Below are 20,980 nucleotides of genomic sequence, written 5' to 3' on the forward strand. Positions count from 1 at the left end.
CGAGCCTAGGCGAGGTGCCGAGTGGTGGGGCAAGAGCGTTTTGCTTACTTTTGCGCTGTTCAAAAGTGAGCCGCTGTAAGAGCGGAACCATAAGTAGCCGTTACCTAAATAACGGATATGTACTCCCCCCAAAGCAAAAAAAAGGCCGCACCCTGCCAAGGAGACGGCCAAAAAAATTGTCGAGGCATTTGAAACTAACGTGCAGTAATCACCGACAGCTTGGTAATCCCCGCCCGCTCGATCGACGCCATGGCTCGCGCCACTTCGCCGTAGTTCACTCCATCATCAGCCTGCAGTTGCACCCGCACATCCGGGTCCTTGGCCTTGGCCGACTGCAAGTTGAACTCCAGCAAATCCGGCTGGATTTCATCCTTGTTGATAAACAGTTTCCCGGCCGCATCAATGCTCACCACCAGCGGGTCCTTCTGCTCCACCGGGGCCACGGCCTCGGTCTTGGGCAAGTTGATCGGAATCGCATTGGTCAACAACGGCGCCGTGACGATAAACACCACCAGCAGCACCAGCATCACGTCCACCAGCGGCGTAACGTTGATCTCGCTCAGCACCTCATCACTGTCTTGCGTGGAGAAGGCCATCTCAGGACGCCTCCTTCACTTTTTGCGCGCCACCCTGGGCACCGGCCTTGCTCAGCGTCGGGTGCAGCAGCACGCGGAACGAGTTCTTCTGCGCCAGGCTGTAGAAGTCGTGGGCGAAGTCGTCCAGGTCCGCAGCCGTGAGCTTCAGGCGACGCAGGAAGTAGTTGTAGACCAGCACCGCCGGCACCGCGACGGCAATACCCACACCCGTGGCAACCAGTGCCGCACCGATCGGCCCGGCCACGGTTTCGAGGCTGGCGGAACCGGCGGCGCTGATGCCTTTCAAGGCTTCCATGATCCCCCACACAGTGCCGAACAGACCGATAAACGGCGAGGTGCTGCCGATACTCGCAACCACGGCCAGGCCGGTCTCCAGGGAGCGACGCTCACGCACGATCTGTTGGCGCAAAGCGCGTTCAAGACGGTCCTGATGGTTGATCGCCTGGCTCAAGTCAGCAGCGTGTGGCGCCTCACCGACCTGGATCGCGGCGTAACCGGCCTGGGCCACACGAGCGGCGGCGCCGGGTTTGGTTTCGGCCAACTCAGCGGCCGAGTCCAGGCTGGATGCCGCCCAGAACTGTTTGTGGAACTTGCGATCCTGGGACTTGAGGCGGCCGAACTGGACGCCCTTGAGCAGGGCCAGGCCCCAGGTAGCGACCGAAAAGACCACCAGCAGCCAGATCACCGCGCTTTCGATGGATTCAGTTGGAGATGCTAATGCCATGATGTTTTCCCTCTGTGCAGGTCGCGATGTGTCCAACACACCGCATCCAATAATTAATGAATCTTGAAATCGATCGGTACGCTGACCCAGCCGTCCTGGGCCACATCACCCTGCTTGGCCGGTACAAAACTCCAGCGCTTCACGGCAGCCAGTGCGGCTTCGTCGAGTTGCTGGCGACCACTGCTTTTCTGAATCTGGATCTCACCCGGCTTGCCGGTGGCCAATACATGCACCCGCAACAGCACCGTGCCTTCCCAACCCCGGCGCTGGGCCAGTGACGGGTATTCCGGCGCCGGGTTCTTCAGGTACGCGGCGTTGGCCGAGGCCGGTGTGACCGGCGCGGGCGCAGGCGGTGCCGGCGGTGCTGGAGCCGGTGGCGCGGGTACAGGCGGCGCGGGCGGCTGCTCGGCTACCGGTTTCGGTGCGGGCTTGGGCACAGGCTTTGGCACCGGCTTGGGTTTCGGAATCTTTTTCGGCGCCGGCTTGGCGGCCAATTCATCAACCACCGGCGGCGGTGGCTCGACAACCGGTGGCGGCGGCGGTGGCGGTACAGGCGGCGGCTCCACAACCGGCGGAGCCGGCTGGGAAAATTCGATCGTCATCGGCGGGATTTCCGGCGGCACAATCGGCAGCACCGGGGTTGGCTTCTGGCTGACCCAATAGATCACCGCGCCATGCAAGGCCAGCGCGAGAATCCCCAACAGGATCGCTTCACGCCGACTCAACACACCCTTCGGGGTTTTCTGCGTACGCAACTGCCCCAACGGCGCGCGATGCGGCCGGCCAAGGTCGACCAACTCACCACCCGGTGCGTGGCGCCACTGCGCCTCTTGTGCACTGGCGGCGGTCTGGACATTGCCCATTGATTAACTCCCCTGCGGTCTTAAGCAAAAAAACCGACGGGCCTGCCTTGGCGGCCGTCGAGGGCTGAATCATCGGGGGCAGACGCTTATCTCTTAAAGTAATCTTTAAAGTTATAGATAGATCTAAATTGAATAACCGAAACATCCGGATACGCCGAAGCCACGTCCTGCGCGGCCTGGCGCCGAGGGGAAAAATCTCAATGCTTTTGAGGCATACAAAATATTCACTGAAGGCATGGCTCAGCGTGGATTACCGGCACACAAATCCTGCAATTGGCGTAGCAACGCCTGCCCGGCCGCACCAAGGCCGTTACGGCCATACAGCGCCAGCCGCACGCCCTGCACCGCAGGCAAACCGCTGTCCGCGCCCAACACCACGTGCCCGGGCTGCACCACCCGCACCGGCAACAGGCTGATCCCCAGCCCCGCCGCCACCGCCGAACACACGCTGGCCAAGCTGGCGCTGGAATAACCGATGCGCCAGCGCCAGCCGCCCACCTCCAGGTGATGCAGCATTTCATTGCGGTACAGGCCGCCGGCGGGAAACGCCACCAACGGCAGCGGATCACGTCCCAGGGACGGCGAACTGCGGCTGTCGACCCAACACAACGGCTCCGGCCAGGACACCAGGCAGTCATCGCTGTCACCCATTTGCTTGACCAGCAGCACGTCGAATTCACCGCCGCGATAATCCCGCAACAATTCCGGCCCCAAGCCGCTGGTGACCTCCAGGCGCACCCGGGGATAAGCCTGCACAAACGCCGACAGCAACGGCATCAGGCGCTCGGCCGCAAAGTCCTCGGGCACCGCCAGGCGCAACACGCCATCACTCTGCTGATTGATCAGCACGTCGGCCGCCTCTTCGTGCAGCGCCAGGATGCGCCGCGCATACGCCAGCAAGCGCTCGCCCTCCACCGTGGCCACCACGCGGCGCTGATCCCGGTCGAGCACCTGGCTACCCAGTGCATCTTCCAGGCGGCGGATCTGTTGGCTGACCGTGGACTGGGTCAAGTGCAGCCGCTCGGCCGCGCGGGTGAAATTGCCGCAATCGACGACGGCAACAAAGCTGCGCAACAACACAGGATCGAACATGGGCTCACCATTCCATTTGCCACTGATTGGCATGGTTATATTTAATTTCAGAATACCCCTGCGGCTGCCCATACTTCACGCCTCATTGCGCACGAGGGGTTTTCCATGACTGACGATCAACAGCATCTGCATCACGCCGTGCAACTGGCCAAGGCCAACGTAGCTGCCGGTGGCCGCCCGTTTGGTGCCGTGCTGGTGCGTGACGGCGAGGTGCTGGTCGAGGCGGTCAACGAAATCCACTTGAGCCAGGACCCCACCGCCCACGCCGAGATGCTCGCCATCCGTGCCGCCAGCCAACAACTCGGCCCGCGCCTCGACGGTTGTGTGATCTACGCCAGCGGCCAGCCCTGCCCGATGTGCCTGAGTGCGATGCACCTGTGCGGCATATCCCGCGTGGTGTTCGCTGCCAGCAACGACGTGGCGGCGCCCTTTGGTTTGTCCACAGCAGCGATCTACCAGCAACTGGCGCTGCCGCTGGCGGAGCAAAAATTGCCCGTGCAGCACCTGCCGCAGGCAGCGATGCAAGCCCTCTACCGCGAGTGGCAGGCCCTGCATGACGCTGAATAATTCGTTCGCCGGCAAGCTCGCCGGTTGGGGTTTGCTGGTGGTGCTGGGCCTGAACCTGCGGCCCATCCTCAGTTCCATCAGCCCGTTGCTGGGGGAAATCCGCCTGGCCACCGGCCTGAGTTTCCAGAGCAGCGCCCTGCTCACCAGCCTGCCGGTGATCTGCATGGGCCTGGTGGCGTTGGTGGGGGTGCGCCTGGAGGCGAAGCTGGGGGAGCGTCGCGGAATCGCCCTGGGCTTGATGATGATTCTGCTGGCGTGCCTCGCGCGCTGGCTGTTTGGCCAGGCGCCGGCGCTGCTGGCCACCGCATTGTTCGGCGGTGCGGGTGTGGCGCTGATCCAGGCGCTGGTGCCGGCGATGATCAAGCGCCAGTTTCACCAGCGCGTGCCGTTGGCGATGGGGGTTTACTCGGCTTCGCTGATGGGCGGCGGTGGCTTGGCCGCGCTGCTCAGCCCGTTGGTGGCGGGGCATTTCCAGCAGTGGCAGGCGGGGCTCGGGATCTGGCTGCTACCGGCCCTGGGCGCACTATTGTTGTGGGCGTGGCTGCCATTGGGTGCGGCGAGAAACCCGCAGGTGACGGCGCCGTTCCAGGGCCTGCGCAACCGTCGGGCGTGGTTGCTGGCGCTGTATTTCGGCCTGGTGAATTGCGGCTACATGAGCATGGTCGCGTGGCTGCCGGCCTACTACCAGCAGTTGGGTTGGGGCGTACTGCCCAGTGGTTCGCTGCTGGCGTTCATGACGATCTTCCAGGTAATCGCCGCGCTGTTGATGCCGGCACTGGCGCAACGTGGCATTGATCGTCGACCGTTACTGAGCATCAGCCTGCTGGCCCAGACCGTGGGCTATATCGGCTTGCTGACGGCGCCGCTGGAATTCCCCCACCTGTGGGTGGCGTTGATCGGTTTCGGCCTGGGAGCGTGTTTCGCCCTGAGCCTGTTGCTGACCCTGGATCACCGCCGCGACCCTCGGGAGGCCGGCCAACTGGCGGCGTTCGTCCAGGGCGTGGGCTTTTTGATCAACGCCGTATCACCGTGGCTGACCGGCTGGCTGCGGGAATTGACTGGCAGTTTCGTAAGCGCCTGGATGGTGCTGACGCTGACGGTGGTGGCGATGCTGATACTCACCCGGGTGTTCAGCCCGGCCACCTACCGCACAGGCTCTATGGATATGCAATTTGAATCTAGATAAAACAATGAACATTCTTTTGCGGAATAAGCGAGGCGATTAGAATCGCGGTTTCCTTCAGGACGCCGGAAAACTCCATGGACCTTCGCCAACTGCGCTACTTCATTGCTCTGAACGAGTACCGCAGTTTTGTGCGCGCCGCCGACGCCATGGGCATTACCCAGCCGGCGTTCAGCCGCAGCATCCAAAGCCTGGAACAGGAGTTTGGCTGTGTGCTGGTGGACCGCGCCCACAAAGACCTGCGCCCCACTCCCGAGGGCCAGGTGGTGTTGCAACATGCCTTGTCGCTCGTTCAGGGGGCGGCGCGGCTGAGCCACGAAGTCACCCGCATGACCAAGCTCGACGCCGGCGAATTGCGCTTTGGCTGCGATGCCGTGGCGGCGGTGAACCTGGTGCCTGGAGCGATCGCACGGTTTGTCGGCGCTCATCCACGAGTACGCAGCGGTTTGCATGTGGATAACTGGGAAAAACTCGGACGCAGTTTGAGTCGCGAAGAGATCGAATTCTTCATCGCCGATGTGCGCCACTTCGAGGCCGATCCGAATTTCCAGACCCAGGCCCTGACACCCCGGCGCAATGTATTTTTCTGCCGCGCCGGGCACCCGTTACTGGCCAAGGACAGCCTCTCGACCAACGACTTGTTTGACTACCCGCTGGCCACACCGCTGATCGCTCCCGGGGTACGCAAGCTACTGGCCAACCTGAGCGGGCGTGTCGACTTTTCTCCCGCTATCGAACTGGAGCAGTTTGCGGCGCTGGCAGCCATCGTGCACCAGTCCAACGCGATTGGCCTGGGTGCCGAGGATGCGTTTGCCGAAGACTTTGCCCGTGGCGCACTGACGGTGTTGCACTGGCGCAACGTGCCTCACAGCCTCGACAGTTTGAACAACCGCTGCGGGATCATCAGCCGTACCGGGTTTCGCTTGTCGCCGGCGGCGAAGGCGATGATCGAAACCCTGATCACCGTGGATACCCCCTCTGCTGAAGCAAGCTTGCTCGCCCGCAATTAAAAAACCAGGCTTGCGCGCGACAGCCCATTCTCTTGATTTCAATGAAACTGTTATCGGCAATCAGCGGGTTTTTTCGCCTGCCGGGAACCGACACCATTGGCTCCAGAACAGAAAAACCTGGAGCCCTGCCATGTACTTGAAATACCCAATCAGTTGGACTGCCCTTGCCTTGGCAGCGGCCCTCACCGGCACCGCCGCCCAGGCTTCCATGCCGGCGAACCTGCCCGCCGATCAGAGCGTTGGCGCCATCGAGCAGGTGCACGCCTTCCACGATGCCATGCCCACCGGCGTGAGCGTTACCGAGACCGGACGCATCTTTGTCAACTTTCCTCGCTGGGGCGACGAGGTGCCGTTTACCGTCGCAGAATTGCGCGACGGCAAAGTCGTACCCTACCCTGACCAGGCGATAAACCAGGCCAACCCCAAAGACCCGGCCAAAGGGTTTATCAGCGTACAAAGCGTGGTGGCCGACGGGCGCGGACGCCTCTGGATACTGGACACCGCGGCGCCTGGCTTCTCGCCTCCACAGCCAGGTGGTGCCAAGCTCGTCGCAGTTGAGCTCGCCACCAACAAGGTGGTCAAGACCCTCGTATTCCCGAAAAACGTCATGCTGCCCGGCACCTACGTCAACGACATGCGCTTTGATTTTCGCGTGGGTGACCAAGGCGTGATCTATATCACCGACTCTTCACTTACCGGCCCGGGCGCGATCATCGTCATGGACATCGCCAGTGGCACGGCCATACGCCGGCTCAGTGGTGCACCCTCGACCTCGGTCGACCCGAACTTCGTACCCACGGTCGAAGGCCAGGTCCTGAAAGTGCGGGATGCCAAAGGCGGCACCCAGCCTTTTGCCGTGGCTTCGGACGGCATCGCCCTGTCGGCTGATGGGCAGATCTTGTATTTCTGCCCGCTGTCGAGTCGGCACCTGTACGCCATCCCCACGGCACTGCTGCGTGACGAGACAGTCAGCGAAGCACGGCTCGAAATGGCGGTCAAAGACCTCGGGGAAAAAGGCGCCTCGGACGGGCTTGAAGCCGACGCCTCGGGGGCCGTGTATGCCGGCGACTACGAAAACAACAGCGTGCGCAAACGGCTGGCGAACGGGCAATGGCAGACCATCGTCCATGATCCGCGTGTGCTTTGGCCCGACACACTGTCAATCGGTCCTGATGGCTACCTGTACTTCATCGCCAATCAGCTGCACCGCCAAAGCATCTTTCACGCAGGCAAAGACTTGCGCCAGAAACCCTACAGCCTGCTGCGCGTGAAGATCGATGCCGCGCCGGCGCCCACACACTAGCGGCGCCGAAGCATGAATATTGATGCGTTGAACCTGTTCATGCGATCAACAGAGCTGGGCAATATCACCGCAGCCGGCAGGGAGCTGGGACTCGCGCCCTCGGTGGCCAGCCACAAACTGGCGAAGCTTGAAGAATACCTGGGCATGCGCCTGCTGCATCGCACCACCCGCCAGGTCAGCCTGACCGAAGACGGTGCGCTGTTTCTGCCCCATGCAATCCGGGTGCTGGCAGCCGTGGACGAGGCCTATCTGGTCGCGGTGAAAGGCAAGGACGTGGCCAAGCGGGTGTTAAGAGTATCCGCCCCCGGGTCCTTCGCGCGGATGTGCCTGATGCCGGCCATTACCCGGTTCCTGCACGCCAACCCGAAGCTGAAGATCGACCTGATACTGTCCGATCAAATGCAGGACCTGACCGAGATCGGGATTGATGTGGCAATCCGCATCGCCGCCCTGAAGGACTCATCCCTGGTGGCGCGCAAGCTCGGCTGCGACAGACGCATCCTGTGTGCGGCACCCGCCTACCTCCAGGCGCATGGCGAACCGACTTCACCTGCGGAGCTGGTCAATCATTCCTGCATCCTGCTGGGCGACGAGGACCATTGGCGTTTCGTGGGTGCCCAGTCACACAAAGTCACGGCAATCAGTGGTTCGCTCAGAGTCAATTGCGGCGAAAGCGCACGGCTTGCCGCGGAGGGTGGGCTCGGCATCGTCTCTGTTTCACAGTGGAACGTCAGGCCCTCACTGGAAAGCGGCGCATTGGTGGAAATCATGCCGTCCTGTGTCCTGGAGCAAACCCGGGATATCTGGGCGATCTACCCCAGCGCGCGGTTGATCTCATCCAAGGCTCGGGCTTTCGTCGAGTTCATGATCGCCGAGTTCCAGGGCGATTTTTAGCATAGGGAAAAAATCATGACGGTGACTCACCAAGCTGCAGGCAGAACAAATCTCGCGAGCGGCCCACGCGTCGTTCGACTAGGGGTGACAGACTTGTCGTTCCATCGGGTTACCGCTGCGGTGGTAGCGCTGGTGTTGCAACGCATGGGCCTGACCGGGCAAAGACGGCCGTTCGATTCCGAGGCCTTTTACGAATTCTGAATTCGCGGCGGGCTGGCTACAAGGGCCTGCTCACTGAGGCTAGTTTGGCGATGCAGATGTTCTGCAATCTCCCCAAACCGAGGATTCCAACATGCTCTACCTGGTTTTCAGCGGCACCATCAAAGAAGGCAAACAGGCCGAGTTCTATCGTGATGTAGCGGCCGTTTCACAAAAGCTCACCCACCAGCACGACAAGGCCGTGGTCTATCAATGGCATAACGATGAAGAGAACCCCAACCGGTTCTTTCTCAACGAACAGTGGGAAAGCGTCGCGGACCTGCACGCGCATTTCGAAACGCTCTACAAAGCCTTCGGCCCGGCGAAACCCACCGAGCGCCTGCCGGCGAAAATCCTCGCGTACCTGGATGAAGCACAGGTGAACTTCTACCAGGCCATTCAGTAAATCGCACCCGGTCACCCCAGGGTGACCGGGACGCTTGCTCAGCTCGCTGTCCTTTCCACCGGGTTGAGTTCGCTCAGCCGTCCCTCCTGGCGCTCAAACCGATTGGCCCGGGCAAACGTGCCGAAATCGTTGAAGCGCACGCCCATCTCCGCCATCACCTTGTGCGCCGTTTTCACCGTCATCTGGCGGATGTAGAACGGCTCCTTGACCACAAAGTGATGAATCCCGTGGGTGCTGCCGAAGTTGAAGCAGAACGCTTGCAACGGCCACAGCCACCACGGGTTGAGCACCTGGGTTTGCTGGATCACGTTGCCCGGCTCGATGTCGCCGTAGTAGTGCATGTTGGAGCTGACAAAATGCAGGCAGAAGGTGCGCAGCACGTTGGGCCCGATGATCACCACGGCGGCGATGTCGATGATGTGCATCACTGCCAAGGTGTTGGCTGACCAGTCGATTGGCGCGCCCAGCAGGCTGGCGATGCCATTCGCGGCATGGAAGCCGAGGAACACATACCACGCGCCCCAATGCAGCAGCGCCAGCGGTGCGTAGACCAGCGCCGTGCGCTTGAGAATGCCCAGCTTGTGCTTCCAGGACGGTGCGCGCAGCACCCGGATCAGTGCTGACATGATGTTGTCGCCGACCATCAGCAAGCGTGCGAAGCCCCACGGTTCACCGTTGGTGATTGCGCGCTCTTCGATGTCGGTTTCGCTGCCGGAAACCTTGTGGTGATTGAGGTGGATATGGCGCCGTACCCAAGGGTTGATGGTGCTGGGCCGCGCCAGCCACACCAGGCCCATCATCAGGTTGTGGGGCAGGCGCTGCTTGCGAAAGTACATGCTGTGGATCAGGTCGTGTTCCAGTTCGTGGGTCAATGACGCGAGGAATGCGTTGAGCAGCAGGCACACCCACCACGCCATGTGCCCGGTGATATACAGCGCCGCCGAACCCAGCATGCCCACCAGGGCAAAGGCCAGGATGCCCGCGCCCAACGCATCCTGATGCAGCAGCCAGGGGTGGCGCTGGCGCAATAACAGCCCCTCGGCCAGCACCACTTCACGGATATGCGCTGAACGCTGTTGTGCGTTCATCTGCCGGGGACTTGCAGAAGTACCGTCCATGCTTCCATCCTCTGTCTTATTGATGCGTACATCCTGCCCTATGCGATCTGGCGGGACGCTAGCCCCACACGCCAACCTGTTGACCGCAAGCGCCAATCAACATGACCGAACCGACCTCTCTCGCCAGCTGGACCCGCGCCCTGCGCAAGCAGCTCGACGCCCTGGGCCTCGACAGCGCCGCGCTGTGTGCCCAGGCCGGGCTCGACCCGCAGTTGATGGAAGATCCGAACGCGCGCTACCCGCTATCGGCCACCACGCGCCTGTGGGAACTGGCGGTACAGGCCAGCGGCGACCCGGCGATTGGCTTGCGGGTGTCGCGGTTTGTCAGCCCCACCACCTTTCACGCGCTGGGTTATGCGCTGGTGGCCAGCGGCAGCCTGCGGGAAGTGTTCGAGCGGATCGTGCGCTATCACCAGGTGGTCAGCGACGCCCTGAGCCTGGAGCTTAGCCGGGAGGGCGAACGTTACCGCTTTCGCCTGCAACAGCCCGCCGGTACACCCGCACCCGCGTTTGAGGCGATTGATGCGTTCGCCGCGATTTACGTGCGCACCTGCCGCAATCGCCTGGGCCGGGAGTACGCGCCGCTGGCGGTGTACCTGCGGCGGCCCGAGCCGGCTGATCCCAAGCCGTGGCACACGGTATTTCGCGCGCCGGTGTTTTTTGCCGCCGAGGAAGACCGTCTGGAATTTGCGGCCCGGGACTTTGACAGCCACCTGGACGATGCCAACCCCGAGTTGGCCGAGCACAATGAAACCGTGCTCAAGCGCACCCTGGCGCAACTGCGGCCGCTGACCTGGGAACGCAAGGTGCGTTCGGCCATTGAGGCGCAGTTGCCTGACGGTGAGCCGAGCGCCGAGCGCATCGCCCAGGCGTTGCATCTGAGTTTGCGCAGCTTGCAGCGGCATCTGGCGGATGAGGGCTGCCGGTTTGATGCGCTGCTGAACGAATGCCGGGAGAACCTCGCGCTGCTGCATCTGCGGGATCCCGAGTGTTCGCTGGCGGAGATCAGTCATTTGCTGGGGTTTGCCGATACCAGCAGCTTCAACCGGGCGTTCAAGCGCTGGACCGGGATCACGCCGGGGCAGTTTCGGGATGGGTTGAGGTAGCTGGAGTTGCGGCGGCTGCGAGGGCCTCTTCGCGAGCAAGCCCGCTCCCACATTTGACCGCATTCCAAAGGATGTACTCGGTCAAATGTGGGAGCGGGCTTGCTCGCGAAAGCGGTCAATCAAACACCCCAAAAGCCAGTGGCAGTCAGCGCCCCCGATCCCGCCGCAACACCTTCTTCACCCGCGCCACCAACGCCCGGGCCTCAAACGGCTTGAGCAAATAATCATCCTCATGCAATTCCAGCCCACGCAGCCGATCTTCAATCCCGTCCGGCGTGGTCAGAAACAACATCGGCGTCTCACCCTTCAACCGGATCGCCTGCTGCAGCTTCCAGGCATTCAGCCCCGGCAGCATCACATCCAGGATCACCAGGTCGTATTCGGTGCTTTCCACAAAGCGCAGGGCCGCCATGCCATTGGCCGCCACCTCCACCGTGTAGCTGGCCTCTTCAAGACTGCGGCCCATCGCCTCGGCCGCCTCTGACTCGTGTTCCACTAGCAGGACGCGCATAACACACCTCGAATAATCGTGAACGCAGGCTACCACCCTCAGGCATGCGCCGCCTCGCGCAAACGTTGCGGGTCGAGGATTTCGATCTCGCCATAGCCCAGGCGCACGATGCCCTGGCCTTGCAGGTCCTTGAGCAACGCATTGGTGGTCTGGCGCGACAGGCTCAGCATCGCGGCCAAGTCTTCCTGGGGCAGTTGCAGCACCTGCCGGGCCTGCTCGATGTCGCCGTAGCCTTCGGCGATCATCAACAAGCGGTGCGCCACCCGCACCGACGCCGGCATCAGGCTCAATTGCTCGATATTGATAAAGGTCAGGCGCAGCTTCTGGCTCATCAACAGGGCCATGTCGCGCCAGTAACGCGGAGTCTGTTCAAGGATGTGCAGCAACGCCGGCTGCGGTACCTGCAACAACGTACACGGCCCGACGGCGCAGGCATCGTGGGTGCGGGGCAACCCGTCGAACAATGAGATTTCGCCGAACCAGTATGGCAACTCCGCCAGGCTCAACACTGCCTCCTTGCCCTGCTCGTTCACCGCGCTGATACGCAGGGAGCCCTCCAGCACCGCATACAACCCACACGGCGGATCGCCGCGCTTGAACAGGTATTGCCCCGCCGTCAGCTGCCGCAACCGGGCGCTGGCCAGCAAGCTATTCTGTAGATCAGCAGGCAGATGGCTGTACCAGTGACCGGTGGCCAGCCGTGGGTGCCATTTCTCTACATCCATGCGAACTCCGAAGATTGTCGGCCAGTTGACAGTGTGTCGCGGGCCTACAGGGCATGATCAAACATCCTACAGGAGGAACAACAATGAAAAGCCTCGTCGACCATCTCAGTCAATACGCGGCCTACCACCGCGACCCGCGCAATATCGCCAGCCACTTTATCGGCATCCCGCTGATCGTGGTGGCCGTGGCCGTGCTGCTGTCACGCCCCGAATGGACGGTGGCCGGGCTGTGGCTGTCGCCCGCGGTGGTAGTGGCGCTGCTTTCGGCATGGTTCTACCTGCGCCTGGAACTGGCGCTCGGCGTGCTGATGACGGTGCTGATGGGCCTGTCGGTGTGGGCCGGGCATGTGCTGGCGGCGCAAAGCACGCTGGTGTGGCTGAGCAGCGGCATCGGCATGTTCGTGGTGGGCTGGGTGATCCAGTTTGTGGGGCATTACTACGAGGGGCGCAAGCCGGCGTTTGTCGATGACGTGTCCGGGTTGATCGTGGGGCCGTTGTTTGTGGTGGCGGAGTTGGCGTTCCTGGTGGGGCTGCGGCATGACCTGAAGCGGCAGATTGAAGAGCGCTCGGGGCCCGTGGCCGTGCGGCAAAAGAACGCCACGGCCTGAGCAACACTGGAGATCCAAATGTGGGAGCGGGCTTGCTCGCGAAAGCGGAGTGTCAGTCACCGGATGTACCGACTGAACCACCGCATTCGCGAGCAAGCCCGCTCCCACATGGGTTTTGCGGCGCTTTTAGGCTTTTTGCCAGACCTTGGGCTTGAAGAACAACGTCTCGCCCCGCGCCAAACCCGTCAGGCTGTCGTGGTCTTTCACCACTTCAGCCTCGATCAACTCGCTCTGGCCTTCGACCTTCAGGGTCACCCGGGTGGTCGCGCCAAGCGGGCGAATATCACGCACTTCAGCCGCGTGGTGGTCTTCCAGTTCATGGCGCGACAGCGACACTTCATGCGGGCGGAACAGCACGTGCTTGTCTTCACCCAAATGCAGGCGATTGGAGTCGCCGAGGAAGTGATAAACAAAATCACTGGCCGGGTTTTCGTAGACTTCGCCCGGTGAGCCAATCTGCTCGATCACGCCCTTGTTCATCACCACGATGCGGTCCGCCACTTCCATGGCTTCTTCCTGGTCGTGGGTCACGAACACCGAGGTCAGGTTGATGTCTTCGTGCAGGCGCGCCAGCCAGCGGCGCAGTTCTTTACGGACCTTGGCATCGAGGGCGCCGAAGGGTTCATCCAGCAGCAGCACTTTCGGCTCTACCGCCAGGGCGCGCGCCAGGGCGATACGCTGGCGCTGGCCGCCGGAGAGTTGTTCCGGGTAGCGATCCGACAGCCAATCGAGCTGCACCATGTTCAGCAGCTCGTGGACTTTTACCGCGATCTGGCTTTCGGTGGGGCGCTGGTTTTTCGGTTTCATGCGCAGGCCGAACGCGACGTTGTCGAACACGGTCATGTGGCGGAACAGCGCGTAGTGCTGGAACACAAAGCCGACGTTGCGATCACGCACGTCGTGGCCGGAGACGTCTTCACCATGGAACACGATGTTGCCGGCATCCGGGGTTTCGAGACCGGCGATGATCCGCAGCAGGGTAGTCTTGCCGCAGCCGGACGGGCCCAGCAACGCCACCAGCTCGCCACTCTGGATGTCCAGATTGATGCTGTTCAGGGCCTTGAAGGCGTTGAAATTCTTGCTGACATTACGGACTTCGATCGACATGACTTATTCCTCACCAGCACTTTTGCGCAGGCGGTTGATACGGTTCTCGCTCCACTGCTTGAGCAGCAGGATGAAGAGCGCCAGGATCAGCAACAGGCTCGCGACGGCAAACGCGGCGACGTGGTTGTATTCGTTGTAGAGGATCTCGACGTGCAGCGGCAAGGTGTTGGTCACGCCGCGAATGTGGCCGGACACCACCGACACCGCACCGAACTCACCCATGGCCCGCGCGGTACACAGCACCACGCCGTAGATCAGGCCCCACTTGATGTTCGGCACGGTGACATGCCAGAACATCTGCCAGCCGTTGGCGCCCAGCAGGCGCGCGGCCTCTTCTTCCTGGGTGCCCTGCTCCTGCATCAGCGGGATCAGCTCACGGGCCACGAACGGCACGGTGACAAAGATGGTCGCCAGCACGATGCCCGGCAAGGCGAACACGATCTGGATGTCATGGTCTTGCAGCCACGGGCCAAAGAAGCCCTGGGCGCCGAACATCAACACGTAGACCAGGCCGGCGATCACCGGCGATACCGAGAACGGCAGGTCGATCAGGGTCACCAGGATACTTTTGCCACGGAACGAGTACTTGCTCACGCACCAGGCGGCGCTGACGCCGAACACCACGTTGAGCGGTACCGAAATCACCACGGCGATCACCGTGAGTTTCAATGCCGACAGCGCGTCCGGCTCAAGGATCGCGGTGAAGAACGCACCCAGGCCATTCTTCAGGCCCTGGGACACCACGATAAACAGCGGCAGCAACAAAAACAGGAAGAACACCAGCCAGCCAAGGCTGATCAGGATGCGTCGGGACACCGCACTGCCACGACGGGCAGCGTTGGCCGAGGACGCGGCGGAAATAGACGATTGGGACATGTTCCGCGCCTCCTTATGGGTGTTCGATGCGCCGCTGCAGCAAGTTGATCAGCAGCAGCAGGACAAAGGAAACCACCAGCATCAGCACACCGATGGACGTGGCGCCGTGGTAGTCGTATTGGTCGAGCTTGACCATGATCAGCAACGGCAGGATCTCGGTTTTCATCGGCATGTTGCCGGCGATGAAGATCACCGAACCGTACTCACCGACACCTCGTGCAAACGCCAAGGCGAAGCCGGTCAACCAGGCAGGCAGCAGCGCCGGTACCAGGATGTAGCGGAACACTTGCAGGGGCTTGGCGCCGAGACAGGCGGCGGCTTCTTCGATTTCCCGGGGGATATCGGCCAACACCGGCTGCACGGTACGCACCACGAATGGCAGCGTGACGAAGGTCAGCGCGAGAGTGATGCCCAGGGGGGTGTAGGCGATCTTGAAGCCCAGGTCGGCGGCGAACTGGCCTACCAGGCCAGTGGGCGTGTACAGCGCGGTGAGTGCAATACCGGCGACGGCGGTGGGCAGGGCGAACGGCAAGTCGATCATCGCATCGATGATCTTGCGCCCGGGGAAGGTGTAGCGCACCAGTACCCATGCCAGCAGGGTACCGATCACGCCGTTGATGATCGCGGCATACAACGCAGTGCCGAAGCTCAGTTTCAACGCCGCCAGCACACGCGGTGCGGAGATGATGTTCCAGAACTGATCCCAGGTGAGTTGAGCGGCATGTACAAACATCGCCGCAAGGGGGATGAGTACGATCAGGCTGAGGTACACCACGGTGTAGCCCAGCGTCAGCCCGAAGCCGGGTATGACGGGGGAGATACGACGCGACATAAGAGTCCTTGGTTAGCGGGTAGATACCACTGTAGGAGCGAGCTTCTGTGGGAGCTGGCTTGCCTGCGATGCCGGCACCTCGGTGTATCAGCTACACCGAGGTGATGCTATCGCGGGCAAGCCCGGCTCCCACAGAAAGCTGGCTCCTACAGTTTGATTTTGCTTACTGCGCCGAGTAGATCTGGTCGAACACGCCACCGTCATTGAAGAATTTCGGTTGGGCAGTTTTCCAGCCGCCGAAGTCTTTGTCGATAGTCACCAGGTCCAGTTTCGGGAACTGCTGGGCGTATTTGGCGGCGACTTTCTCATCGCGTGGGCGGTAGAAGTTCTTCGCCGCAATCTCCTGGCCAGCCGGGCTGTACAGGTGCTTGAGGTACTCGGTGGCGATCTCGGTATTGCCCTTTTTCTCAGCGTTCTTGTCGACCACGGCCACTGGCGGCTCGGCGAGGATCGACAGCGAAGGTACAACGATGTCGAACTTGTCGGCGCCGCCGTCTTCCTTCAGGGCCAGGAAGGCTTCGTTTTCCCAGGCCAGCAACACGTCACCCTGACCGTTGTTGACGAAGGTGATGGTCGAACCGCGCGCGCCGGTGTCGAGGATCGGCACGTGCTTGAACAGCTCTTTCACGTATTCCTGGGCCTTGGCTTCGCTGCCACCGGCTTTCAGGCCGTAGGCCCAGGCGGCTAGGAAGTTCCAGCGGGCGCCGCCGGAGGTTTTCGGGTTCGGGGTGATCACCGACACGTCTTTCTTGATCAGGTCGCCCCAATCCTTGATGCCTTTAGGGTTGCCCTTGCGTACCAGGAACACGATGGTCGAGGTGTACGGGGTGCTGGCGTCCGGCAGGCGGGTTTGCCAGTTTTCCGGCAGGGTCTTGCCCAGTTTTGCGATTTCGTCGATGTCGCCGGCCAGGGCCAGGGTCACGACGTCGGCGCGCAGGCCGTCGATTACCGCGCGGCCCTGCTTGCCCGAACCACCGTGGGATTGCTGGATCTTGACGTTGTCACCCGGGTGCGACTGCTTCCAGAAGCTGGTGAATTCAGCGTTGTAGTCCTGGTAGAGCTCGCGGGTGGGGTCGTAAGACACGTTGAGCAGTTCGTAATCCTTGGCAACAGCGGAACCGGCAAACACGGCACTGGCCAGTGCTGCCAGGGCATAACGGCGAATCGACGACATAGAAGGCTCCTGAAATTCTTGGGTGTTGGCTTTTTTCTTATAGTTGCGGGTCTTGCAATCGAATCGCCGGTGTTGCTCAGCTCGGTTTGTTGCCCGGGTTCTGCAAACGGAATTTCTCTTTGCGTTCGATTTGTACTACCTGGGCGTTGTGCACAGTGATTTCCACCGCGCCAAACCGCAGATCGCGCAGGGCGCTCTGGATCTCGCGCAAAATGGCTGCTTCGTCCTGGCCGTCAACGCTACGTAGAGATGCGCTCATGGTCGTGCTCCTGAAATGAGAAGTGCCTCGCAGTGGCGGCACTGCTTGCGGCGTGAGGGCGATAGTAGATAAGCGCGGATATTCTTAAAAATACTATTTAAGAATGTTTATATAACCAGAAAGAATTTTCTGATGGGACGAGGGGTTGCGAGGGGTTTGGCGGGACGACCCGTGAAATAAAGCCGTGTGGAGATCCAAATGTGGGAGCGGGCTTGCTCGCGAAGGCGGTGGGTCAGTGACAGATTTGCTGACTGACCCACCGCCTTCGCGAGCAAGCCCGCTCCCACATTTTGGCCCTGTTTCAAATCAGGACAGGCAGTGGTTAACGAATTGTCGGCGCCCTCGCCCAATCCAGCTCACTGGCCGGCATCGGCCGACCAAACCAGTACCCCTGGCCAAGGTCACAGCGCTGTTCCAATAGAAACCGCGCCTGCTCAACCTGCTCGATACCTTCGGCATGCACCTGCATGCCCATGCTCTGCGCCAACGCGATCACTACCCGCACGATCGCCGCATCGTCCTCATCCCATGGCAACCCGGCGACAAAACCCTGGTCGATCTTGAGCTTCTGCACCGGCAAGCGCTTGAGCCGCAGCAGCGATGAATAACCGGTGCCAAAGTCGTCGATGGCCAGGCGCAAGCCGAGCTCACGCAGGCGATGCATTTGCTCAAGGGCGACTTCCGGGTCTTCCATCACCGCGCTTTCGGTGACTTCCAGCTCTAAAAGCGCCGGATCCAGCCCCGTGTCGTGCAGCACCTTGGCCACTTGCTCATACAGCTCTCGCCGGGCAAACAGGCGGCTGGACACATTCACCGCGAGAAACGTCAACGGTGCACCGTCTGCCAGCCACTGGCACATCTGGCGGCAGGCCTGGTCCATGACCCAGGCGTCGATGTCGGCAATCAGCCCGGTGCGCTCGGCAATCGGGATGAATTCCCCCGGCGGCACCAGCCCGCGCTCCGGGTGCTGCCAGCGCACCAGGGCTTCGACGCCGATCATTCGGCTGTCTTGCAGGTCGTGCACTGGCTGGTAGTAAACCCGCAGCTCCTGCTGATCCAGGGCGCGGCGCAGTTCACCGGCCATTTCCACGCGGTGCTGGGCGTGGGCAGTAAGCTCTTCGGTGTACAAGGCGTAGCCTTCGCGGCCGGCGCTCTTGGCCTTGAACAACGCGGAGTCGGCGTTGCGCAGCAGTTGCTCGGCGCTCAGCGCGTCGCTGGGGAACAGGCTGATCCCGATGCTCACGCTGATAAACAGTTGATGGCCGTCGAAGATGACCGGTTCTTTCATCGCGTCGAGAATACGTTGCGCCAGGGCGGCGGCCTGGCCCACCTGTGGACAACTTTCCGCCAGCACCGCGAACTCGTCACCGCCCAGGCGCGCCAGGGTCACGCCGGGGCCGAACAGGCCTTGCAGGCGCTCGCCGACGGCCTTGAGCAACTGGTCGCCGACGTTATGGCCGAGGCTGTCGTTGATGATCTTGAAATGGTCGAGGTCGAGCAGCAGCAAGGCGCAGCCACGTTTATGGATCTGCGCGGAGGCCAGGGCCTGTTCGGCACGGTCGGTGAACAGCAGGCGGTTGGGCAGGTCGGTCAGCGGGTCGTGATGGGCCAGGTGCGCCAACTCGCTCTCGGAGTGCTTGATGGCGCTGATATCGGAGAACACCGCGACGTAGTGGCTGATATGGCCCTGCTCATCACGGATCACCCGGATGGTCTGCCACTGTGGATAGATTTCGCCGCTTTTACGGCGGTTCCAGATTTCACCGCTCCATTCACCGTCACGTTCCAGCGTCTCGAACATCGCCTGGTAGAAACTGGCCGAGTGGCGCCCGGACTTGAACAGGCTCGGCTGGTGCCCCAGCACGTCTTCGCACTGGTAGCCGGTGATTTCGATAAAGGCCCGGTTGACGTGAACAATCAGCCCCTGGGCATCGGTGACCAGCACCCCTTCGCGGGTGCAATCGAACACGGCGGCGGCCTGGCGCAGGCGCTCGCGGTTTTCCTTCAGTGGCTGCTGGATCAGGTTCGCCCGGGCAAAGTGCGCGCAGAGCAGGTAGATCGCCAGGGCACTGAGGCTGACCCACAGGTAACCGCGTATCTGAAGCCAGCGGCCCAGCTCCACGGGTTCATCGATAAAGTTGATCAATACCTGATGGCTGAGCTGAATCCACACAATCGAAACCAGCAGGTACATCAGCCCGGCACGCAGGGCACCTCGGTATGAAAACAGCATATGTTCAGTAATCCTTACTAAAAAACCAGATTCGCCCTACAAAGGTTACGGATTATAGAATAAGAAACATCCAGTCACTCCTATCTGAAAGGGCGGCTGGTTTTATCTGTAGGCTTAGTGATAATGCGCAAGCTGGTTTTTTCTTTATCTGAGGGCCATACAGCCTATGTGGTACAACGGTTTTCTTGACTTGTCGGCCTGGCAACTGGTGGCAGTCACTCTGTTGATGACCCACGTGACCATTGTCGGGGTCACGGTCTATCTGCACCGCTATTCAGCCCACCGCTCCCTGGAGCTCAATGCTGGCCTGAAACACTTCTTCCGCTTCTGGCTGTGGCTCACCACGGCGCAGAACACCCGCGAGTGGACCGCTATCCACCGCAAACACCACGCCAAGTGCGAAACCGTCGACGATCCTCACAGCCCGGTGATCAAGGGCCTGTCCACCGTGCTGCGCAAAGGCGCCGAGCTGTATCGCGCCGAAGCCGAGAACCCCGAGACCCTGCGCATCTACGGCAAGAACTGCCCGGAAGACTGGATCGAGCGCAAGCTCTACACCCCGTACCCGCTGCTGGGCGTGGCGATCATGGGCGTGATCGACCTGCTGCTGTTCGGCACCATCGGCATCACCATCTGGGCCATCCAGATGATGTGGATCCCGTTCTGGGCTGCCGGCGTAATCAACGGCCTGGGTCATGCCATCGGCTACCGCAACTTCGAATGCCGCGACGCGGCGACCAACCTGATTCCCTGGGGCATCATCGTGGGTGGCGAAGAACTGCATAACAACCACCACACCTACCCCAACTCCGCCAAGCTGTCGGTGAAGAAGTGGGAGTTCGACCTGGGCTGGGCCTGGATCAAAGTGTTCAGCTTCCTGCGCCTGGCCAAGGTGCAACGGGTCGCGCCGATCGCCCACCGGGTCGAAGGCAAGGGCAGCCTGGACATGGACACCGCGATGGCGATCCTCAACAACCGCTTCCAGATCATGGCCCAGTACCGCAAGTTGGTGATTGGCCCGCTGGTCAAGCAGGAACTGGAAAAGGTCGATCACTCGGTGCGCCACCAATTCCATCGCGCCAAGCGCCTGCTGTCGCGGGAAACCAGCCTGCTGGATGACCGCCACCATGTGCGCATCCAGAGCATGCTGGAACACAGCCAGGCCTTGAAAGTGATCTACGAGAAGCGCCTGGCGCTGCAACAGATCTGGCTGAAAACCAGCACCAACGGCCACGACATGCTGGCGGCGATCAAGGAATGGGTGCACGAGGCCGAGGCGAGCGGGATTCAATCCCTGCGGGACTTTGCCCATCAGCTGAAGACCTATTCGCTGCGGCCTGCCGCGGCCTGATACGGCTGTAGCGAGCCGATTTTTTGTGGCAAGGGAGCTTCTGTGGCGAGGGAGCTTGCTCCCGCTGGAGTGCGCAGCGCTCCCAAGATTTTGGGGCCGCTACGCAGCCCAGCGGGAGCAAGCTCCCTCGCCACAACAAGCTCCCTCCCCATAGCAGCTCATTCCCAATAGCAGCTCCTTCCCCACCGCAACTCCTTCCCCACAGCAAGCCCCTCCCCCCAACAAACTCGCTCCTACATGTTTC

The 20,980-nt window shown here is 61.5% G+C and carries 22 protein-coding genes; 9 read left to right on the top strand and 13 right to left on the bottom strand.

What is annotated here, in order from left to right; translation table 11 throughout:
• Nucleotides 1–194 precede the first annotated feature (194 nt).
• From ACIOMR_RS17795 to ACIOMR_RS17810, 4 genes are all read right to left on the bottom strand, one after another.
• A complete protein-coding gene (locus tag ACIOMR_RS17795) occupies nucleotides 195–596 on the bottom strand; it encodes a biopolymer transporter ExbD (RefSeq protein ID WP_003218118.1) in 402 nt (133 codons plus the stop codon).
• 1 nt (nucleotide 597) lies between these two features.
• Nucleotides 598–1,323 (bottom strand): MotA/TolQ/ExbB proton channel family protein, encoded by a 726-nt coding sequence (locus ACIOMR_RS17800; protein ID WP_085984637.1) that lies wholly within the window; start codon nucleotides 1,321–1,323, stop codon nucleotides 598–600.
• Nucleotides 1,324–1,373: 50 nt separating this feature from the next.
• Nucleotides 1,374–2,183, bottom strand: coding sequence for an energy transducer TonB (locus ACIOMR_RS17805; protein WP_177009311.1), 810 nt, complete (start codon nucleotides 2,181–2,183; stop codon nucleotides 1,374–1,376).
• A gap of 240 nt (nucleotides 2,184–2,423) precedes the next feature.
• Entirely contained in the window at nucleotides 2,424–3,275 is an 852-nt protein-coding gene (locus ACIOMR_RS17810; protein WP_008433713.1) for a LysR family transcriptional regulator, read from the bottom strand.
• Nucleotides 3,276–3,380: 105 nt separating this feature from the next.
• Here ACIOMR_RS17810 and ACIOMR_RS17815 point away from each other — a divergent pair, with 105 nt between their 5' ends.
• The 6 genes from ACIOMR_RS17815 (at nucleotide 3,381) to ACIOMR_RS17840 (ending at nucleotide 8,836) form a co-directional block, all read left to right on the top strand.
• Complete coding sequence (locus ACIOMR_RS17815) at nucleotides 3,381–3,842, top strand: nucleoside deaminase (protein ID WP_134325533.1); 462 nt, start codon at nucleotides 3,381–3,383, stop codon at nucleotides 3,840–3,842.
• Complete coding sequence (locus ACIOMR_RS17820) at nucleotides 3,829–5,028, top strand: CynX/NimT family MFS transporter (RefSeq protein ID WP_401195525.1); 1,200 nt, start codon at nucleotides 3,829–3,831, stop codon at nucleotides 5,026–5,028. The genes ACIOMR_RS17815 and ACIOMR_RS17820 overlap by 14 nt, the downstream gene beginning before the upstream one ends.
• A 74-nt stretch (nucleotides 5,029–5,102) precedes the next feature.
• Nucleotides 5,103–6,035, top strand: a complete 933-nt coding sequence (locus tag ACIOMR_RS17825; protein WP_003218124.1) for a LysR family transcriptional regulator — start codon at nucleotides 5,103–5,105, stop codon at nucleotides 6,033–6,035.
• 130 nt (nucleotides 6,036–6,165) lie between these two features.
• Complete coding sequence (locus ACIOMR_RS17830) at nucleotides 6,166–7,338, top strand: L-dopachrome tautomerase-related protein (RefSeq protein WP_401195528.1); 1,173 nt, start codon at nucleotides 6,166–6,168, stop codon at nucleotides 7,336–7,338.
• Nucleotides 7,339–7,350: 12 nt separating this feature from the next.
• The gene (locus tag ACIOMR_RS17835) at nucleotides 7,351–8,232 is read left to right on the top strand and encodes a LysR family transcriptional regulator (RefSeq protein ID WP_008433706.1); all 882 of its coding nucleotides are present in this window, start codon (nucleotides 7,351–7,353) and stop codon (nucleotides 8,230–8,232) included.
• A gap of 292 nt (nucleotides 8,233–8,524) precedes the next feature.
• Nucleotides 8,525–8,836: a putative quinol monooxygenase gene (locus tag ACIOMR_RS17840; protein ID WP_401195531.1), complete on the top strand. Its 312-nt coding sequence runs from the start codon at nucleotides 8,525–8,527 to the stop codon at nucleotides 8,834–8,836.
• Between the two features lie 38 nt (nucleotides 8,837–8,874).
• Here the strand turns inward: ACIOMR_RS17840 and ACIOMR_RS17845 are convergent, their stop codons facing one another.
• On the bottom strand, nucleotides 8,875–9,954 hold the full coding sequence (locus tag ACIOMR_RS17845; protein WP_401195534.1) for a fatty acid desaturase: 1,080 nt from the start codon (nucleotides 9,952–9,954) through the stop codon (nucleotides 8,875–8,877).
• 101 nt (nucleotides 9,955–10,055) lie between these two features.
• Between ACIOMR_RS17845 and ACIOMR_RS17850 the strand changes: the two genes are divergently transcribed.
• Entirely contained in the window at nucleotides 10,056–11,060 is a 1,005-nt protein-coding gene (locus ACIOMR_RS17850) for an AraC family transcriptional regulator (protein ID WP_087693638.1), read from the top strand.
• A 145-nt stretch (nucleotides 11,061–11,205) separates the two neighbouring features.
• Here the strand turns inward: ACIOMR_RS17850 and ACIOMR_RS17855 are convergent, their stop codons facing one another.
• Nucleotides 11,206–11,571 (bottom strand): response regulator, encoded by a 366-nt coding sequence (locus tag ACIOMR_RS17855; protein ID WP_003218132.1) that lies wholly within the window; start codon nucleotides 11,569–11,571, stop codon nucleotides 11,206–11,208.
• A gap of 38 nt (nucleotides 11,572–11,609) precedes the next feature.
• A complete protein-coding gene (locus tag ACIOMR_RS17860; protein WP_003218134.1) occupies nucleotides 11,610–12,296 on the bottom strand; it encodes a Crp/Fnr family transcriptional regulator in 687 nt (228 codons plus the stop codon).
• Nucleotides 12,297–12,379: 83 nt separating this feature from the next.
• Here ACIOMR_RS17860 and ACIOMR_RS17865 point away from each other — a divergent pair, with 83 nt between their 5' ends.
• Nucleotides 12,380–12,904, top strand: a complete 525-nt coding sequence (locus ACIOMR_RS17865; protein WP_401195538.1) for a DUF962 domain-containing protein — start codon at nucleotides 12,380–12,382, stop codon at nucleotides 12,902–12,904.
• Between the two features lie 126 nt (nucleotides 12,905–13,030).
• Here the strand turns inward: ACIOMR_RS17865 and ACIOMR_RS17870 are convergent, their stop codons facing one another.
• The 6 genes from ACIOMR_RS17870 to dibA form a co-directional block, all read right to left on the bottom strand.
• Nucleotides 13,031–14,011: a sulfate/molybdate ABC transporter ATP-binding protein gene (locus ACIOMR_RS17870; protein ID WP_003218138.1), complete on the bottom strand. Its 981-nt coding sequence runs from the start codon at nucleotides 14,009–14,011 to the stop codon at nucleotides 13,031–13,033.
• Nucleotides 14,012–14,014: 3 nt separating this feature from the next.
• Nucleotides 14,015–14,887, bottom strand: coding sequence for a sulfate ABC transporter permease subunit CysW (gene cysW / locus ACIOMR_RS17875; RefSeq protein ID WP_003218139.1), 873 nt, complete (start codon nucleotides 14,885–14,887; stop codon nucleotides 14,015–14,017).
• Nucleotides 14,888–14,900: 13 nt separating this feature from the next.
• Entirely contained in the window at nucleotides 14,901–15,719 is an 819-nt protein-coding gene (gene cysT, locus ACIOMR_RS17880; RefSeq protein ID WP_003218141.1) for a sulfate ABC transporter permease subunit CysT, read from the bottom strand.
• Nucleotides 15,720–15,882: 163 nt separating this feature from the next.
• Complete coding sequence (locus ACIOMR_RS17885) at nucleotides 15,883–16,893, bottom strand: sulfate ABC transporter substrate-binding protein (RefSeq protein ID WP_003218143.1); 1,011 nt, start codon at nucleotides 16,891–16,893, stop codon at nucleotides 15,883–15,885.
• 76 nt (nucleotides 16,894–16,969) lie between these two features.
• Nucleotides 16,970–17,152 carry a sulfur starvation response protein OscA gene (gene oscA, locus ACIOMR_RS17890; RefSeq protein WP_003170956.1) on the bottom strand — a complete coding sequence of 61 codons (183 nt, stop codon included), beginning with the start codon at nucleotides 17,150–17,152 and terminating at the stop codon, nucleotides 16,970–16,972.
• 322 nt (nucleotides 17,153–17,474) lie between these two features.
• Nucleotides 17,475–19,385, bottom strand: coding sequence for a phosphodiesterase DibA (gene dibA / locus ACIOMR_RS17895; RefSeq protein WP_177040712.1), 1,911 nt, complete (start codon nucleotides 19,383–19,385; stop codon nucleotides 17,475–17,477).
• 166 nt (nucleotides 19,386–19,551) lie between these two features.
• On the opposite strand from dibA, the gene desA reads away from it, so the two are divergent.
• The gene (gene desA / locus ACIOMR_RS17900) at nucleotides 19,552–20,736 is read left to right on the top strand and encodes a delta-9 fatty acid desaturase DesA (protein ID WP_087693634.1); all 1,185 of its coding nucleotides are present in this window, start codon (nucleotides 19,552–19,554) and stop codon (nucleotides 20,734–20,736) included.
• Nucleotides 20,737–20,980 lie beyond the last annotated feature (244 nt).

The sequence above is a fragment of the Pseudomonas sp. NPDC087814 genome (assembly GCF_044742865.1).
In the GTDB taxonomy this organism is placed as follows: Bacteria; Pseudomonadota; Gammaproteobacteria; order Pseudomonadales; family Pseudomonadaceae; genus Aquipseudomonas.

What these genes read in the sequence shown, in the direction of transcription:
- ACIOMR_RS17795 (WP_003218118.1), bottom strand. Translation starts at nt 596, where the DNA reads ATGGCCTTCTCCACGCAAGACAGTGATGAGGTGCTGAGCGAGATCAAC.
- ACIOMR_RS17805 (WP_177009311.1), bottom strand. Translation starts at nt 2,183, where the DNA reads ATGGGCAATGTCCAGACCGCCGCCAGTGCACAAGAGGCGCAGTGGCGC.
- ACIOMR_RS17810 (WP_008433713.1), bottom strand. Translation starts at nt 3,275, where the DNA reads ATGTTCGATCCTGTGTTGTTGCGCAGCTTTGTTGCCGTCGTCGATTGC.
- ACIOMR_RS17815 (WP_134325533.1), top strand. Translation starts at nt 3,381, where the DNA reads ATGACTGACGATCAACAGCATCTGCATCACGCCGTGCAACTGGCCAAG.
- ACIOMR_RS17820 (WP_401195525.1), top strand. Translation starts at nt 3,829, where the DNA reads ATGACGCTGAATAATTCGTTCGCCGGCAAGCTCGCCGGTTGGGGTTTG.
- ACIOMR_RS17825 (WP_003218124.1), top strand. Translation starts at nt 5,103, where the DNA reads ATGGACCTTCGCCAACTGCGCTACTTCATTGCTCTGAACGAGTACCGC.
- ACIOMR_RS17830 (WP_401195528.1), top strand. Translation starts at nt 6,166, where the DNA reads ATGTACTTGAAATACCCAATCAGTTGGACTGCCCTTGCCTTGGCAGCG.
- ACIOMR_RS17835 (WP_008433706.1), top strand. Translation starts at nt 7,351, where the DNA reads ATGAATATTGATGCGTTGAACCTGTTCATGCGATCAACAGAGCTGGGC.
- ACIOMR_RS17840 (WP_401195531.1), top strand. Translation starts at nt 8,525, where the DNA reads ATGCTCTACCTGGTTTTCAGCGGCACCATCAAAGAAGGCAAACAGGCC.
- ACIOMR_RS17845 (WP_401195534.1), bottom strand. Translation starts at nt 9,954, where the DNA reads ATGGACGGTACTTCTGCAAGTCCCCGGCAGATGAACGCACAACAGCGT.
- ACIOMR_RS17850 (WP_087693638.1), top strand. Translation starts at nt 10,056, where the DNA reads ATGACCGAACCGACCTCTCTCGCCAGCTGGACCCGCGCCCTGCGCAAG.
- ACIOMR_RS17855 (WP_003218132.1), bottom strand. Translation starts at nt 11,571, where the DNA reads ATGCGCGTCCTGCTAGTGGAACACGAGTCAGAGGCGGCCGAGGCGATG.
- ACIOMR_RS17860 (WP_003218134.1), bottom strand. Translation starts at nt 12,296, where the DNA reads ATGGATGTAGAGAAATGGCACCCACGGCTGGCCACCGGTCACTGGTAC.
- ACIOMR_RS17865 (WP_401195538.1), top strand. Translation starts at nt 12,380, where the DNA reads ATGAAAAGCCTCGTCGACCATCTCAGTCAATACGCGGCCTACCACCGC.
- ACIOMR_RS17870 (WP_003218138.1), bottom strand. Translation starts at nt 14,011, where the DNA reads ATGTCGATCGAAGTCCGTAATGTCAGCAAGAATTTCAACGCCTTCAAG.
- cysW (WP_003218139.1), bottom strand. Translation starts at nt 14,887, where the DNA reads ATGTCCCAATCGTCTATTTCCGCCGCGTCCTCGGCCAACGCTGCCCGT.
- cysT (WP_003218141.1), bottom strand. Translation starts at nt 15,719, where the DNA reads ATGTCGCGTCGTATCTCCCCCGTCATACCCGGCTTCGGGCTGACGCTG.
- ACIOMR_RS17885 (WP_003218143.1), bottom strand. Translation starts at nt 16,893, where the DNA reads ATGTCGTCGATTCGCCGTTATGCCCTGGCAGCACTGGCCAGTGCCGTG.
- oscA (WP_003170956.1), bottom strand. Translation starts at nt 17,152, where the DNA reads ATGAGCGCATCTCTACGTAGCGTTGACGGCCAGGACGAAGCAGCCATT.
- dibA (WP_177040712.1), bottom strand. Translation starts at nt 19,385, where the DNA reads ATGCTGTTTTCATACCGAGGTGCCCTGCGTGCCGGGCTGATGTACCTG.
- desA (WP_087693634.1), top strand. Translation starts at nt 19,552, where the DNA reads ATGTGGTACAACGGTTTTCTTGACTTGTCGGCCTGGCAACTGGTGGCA.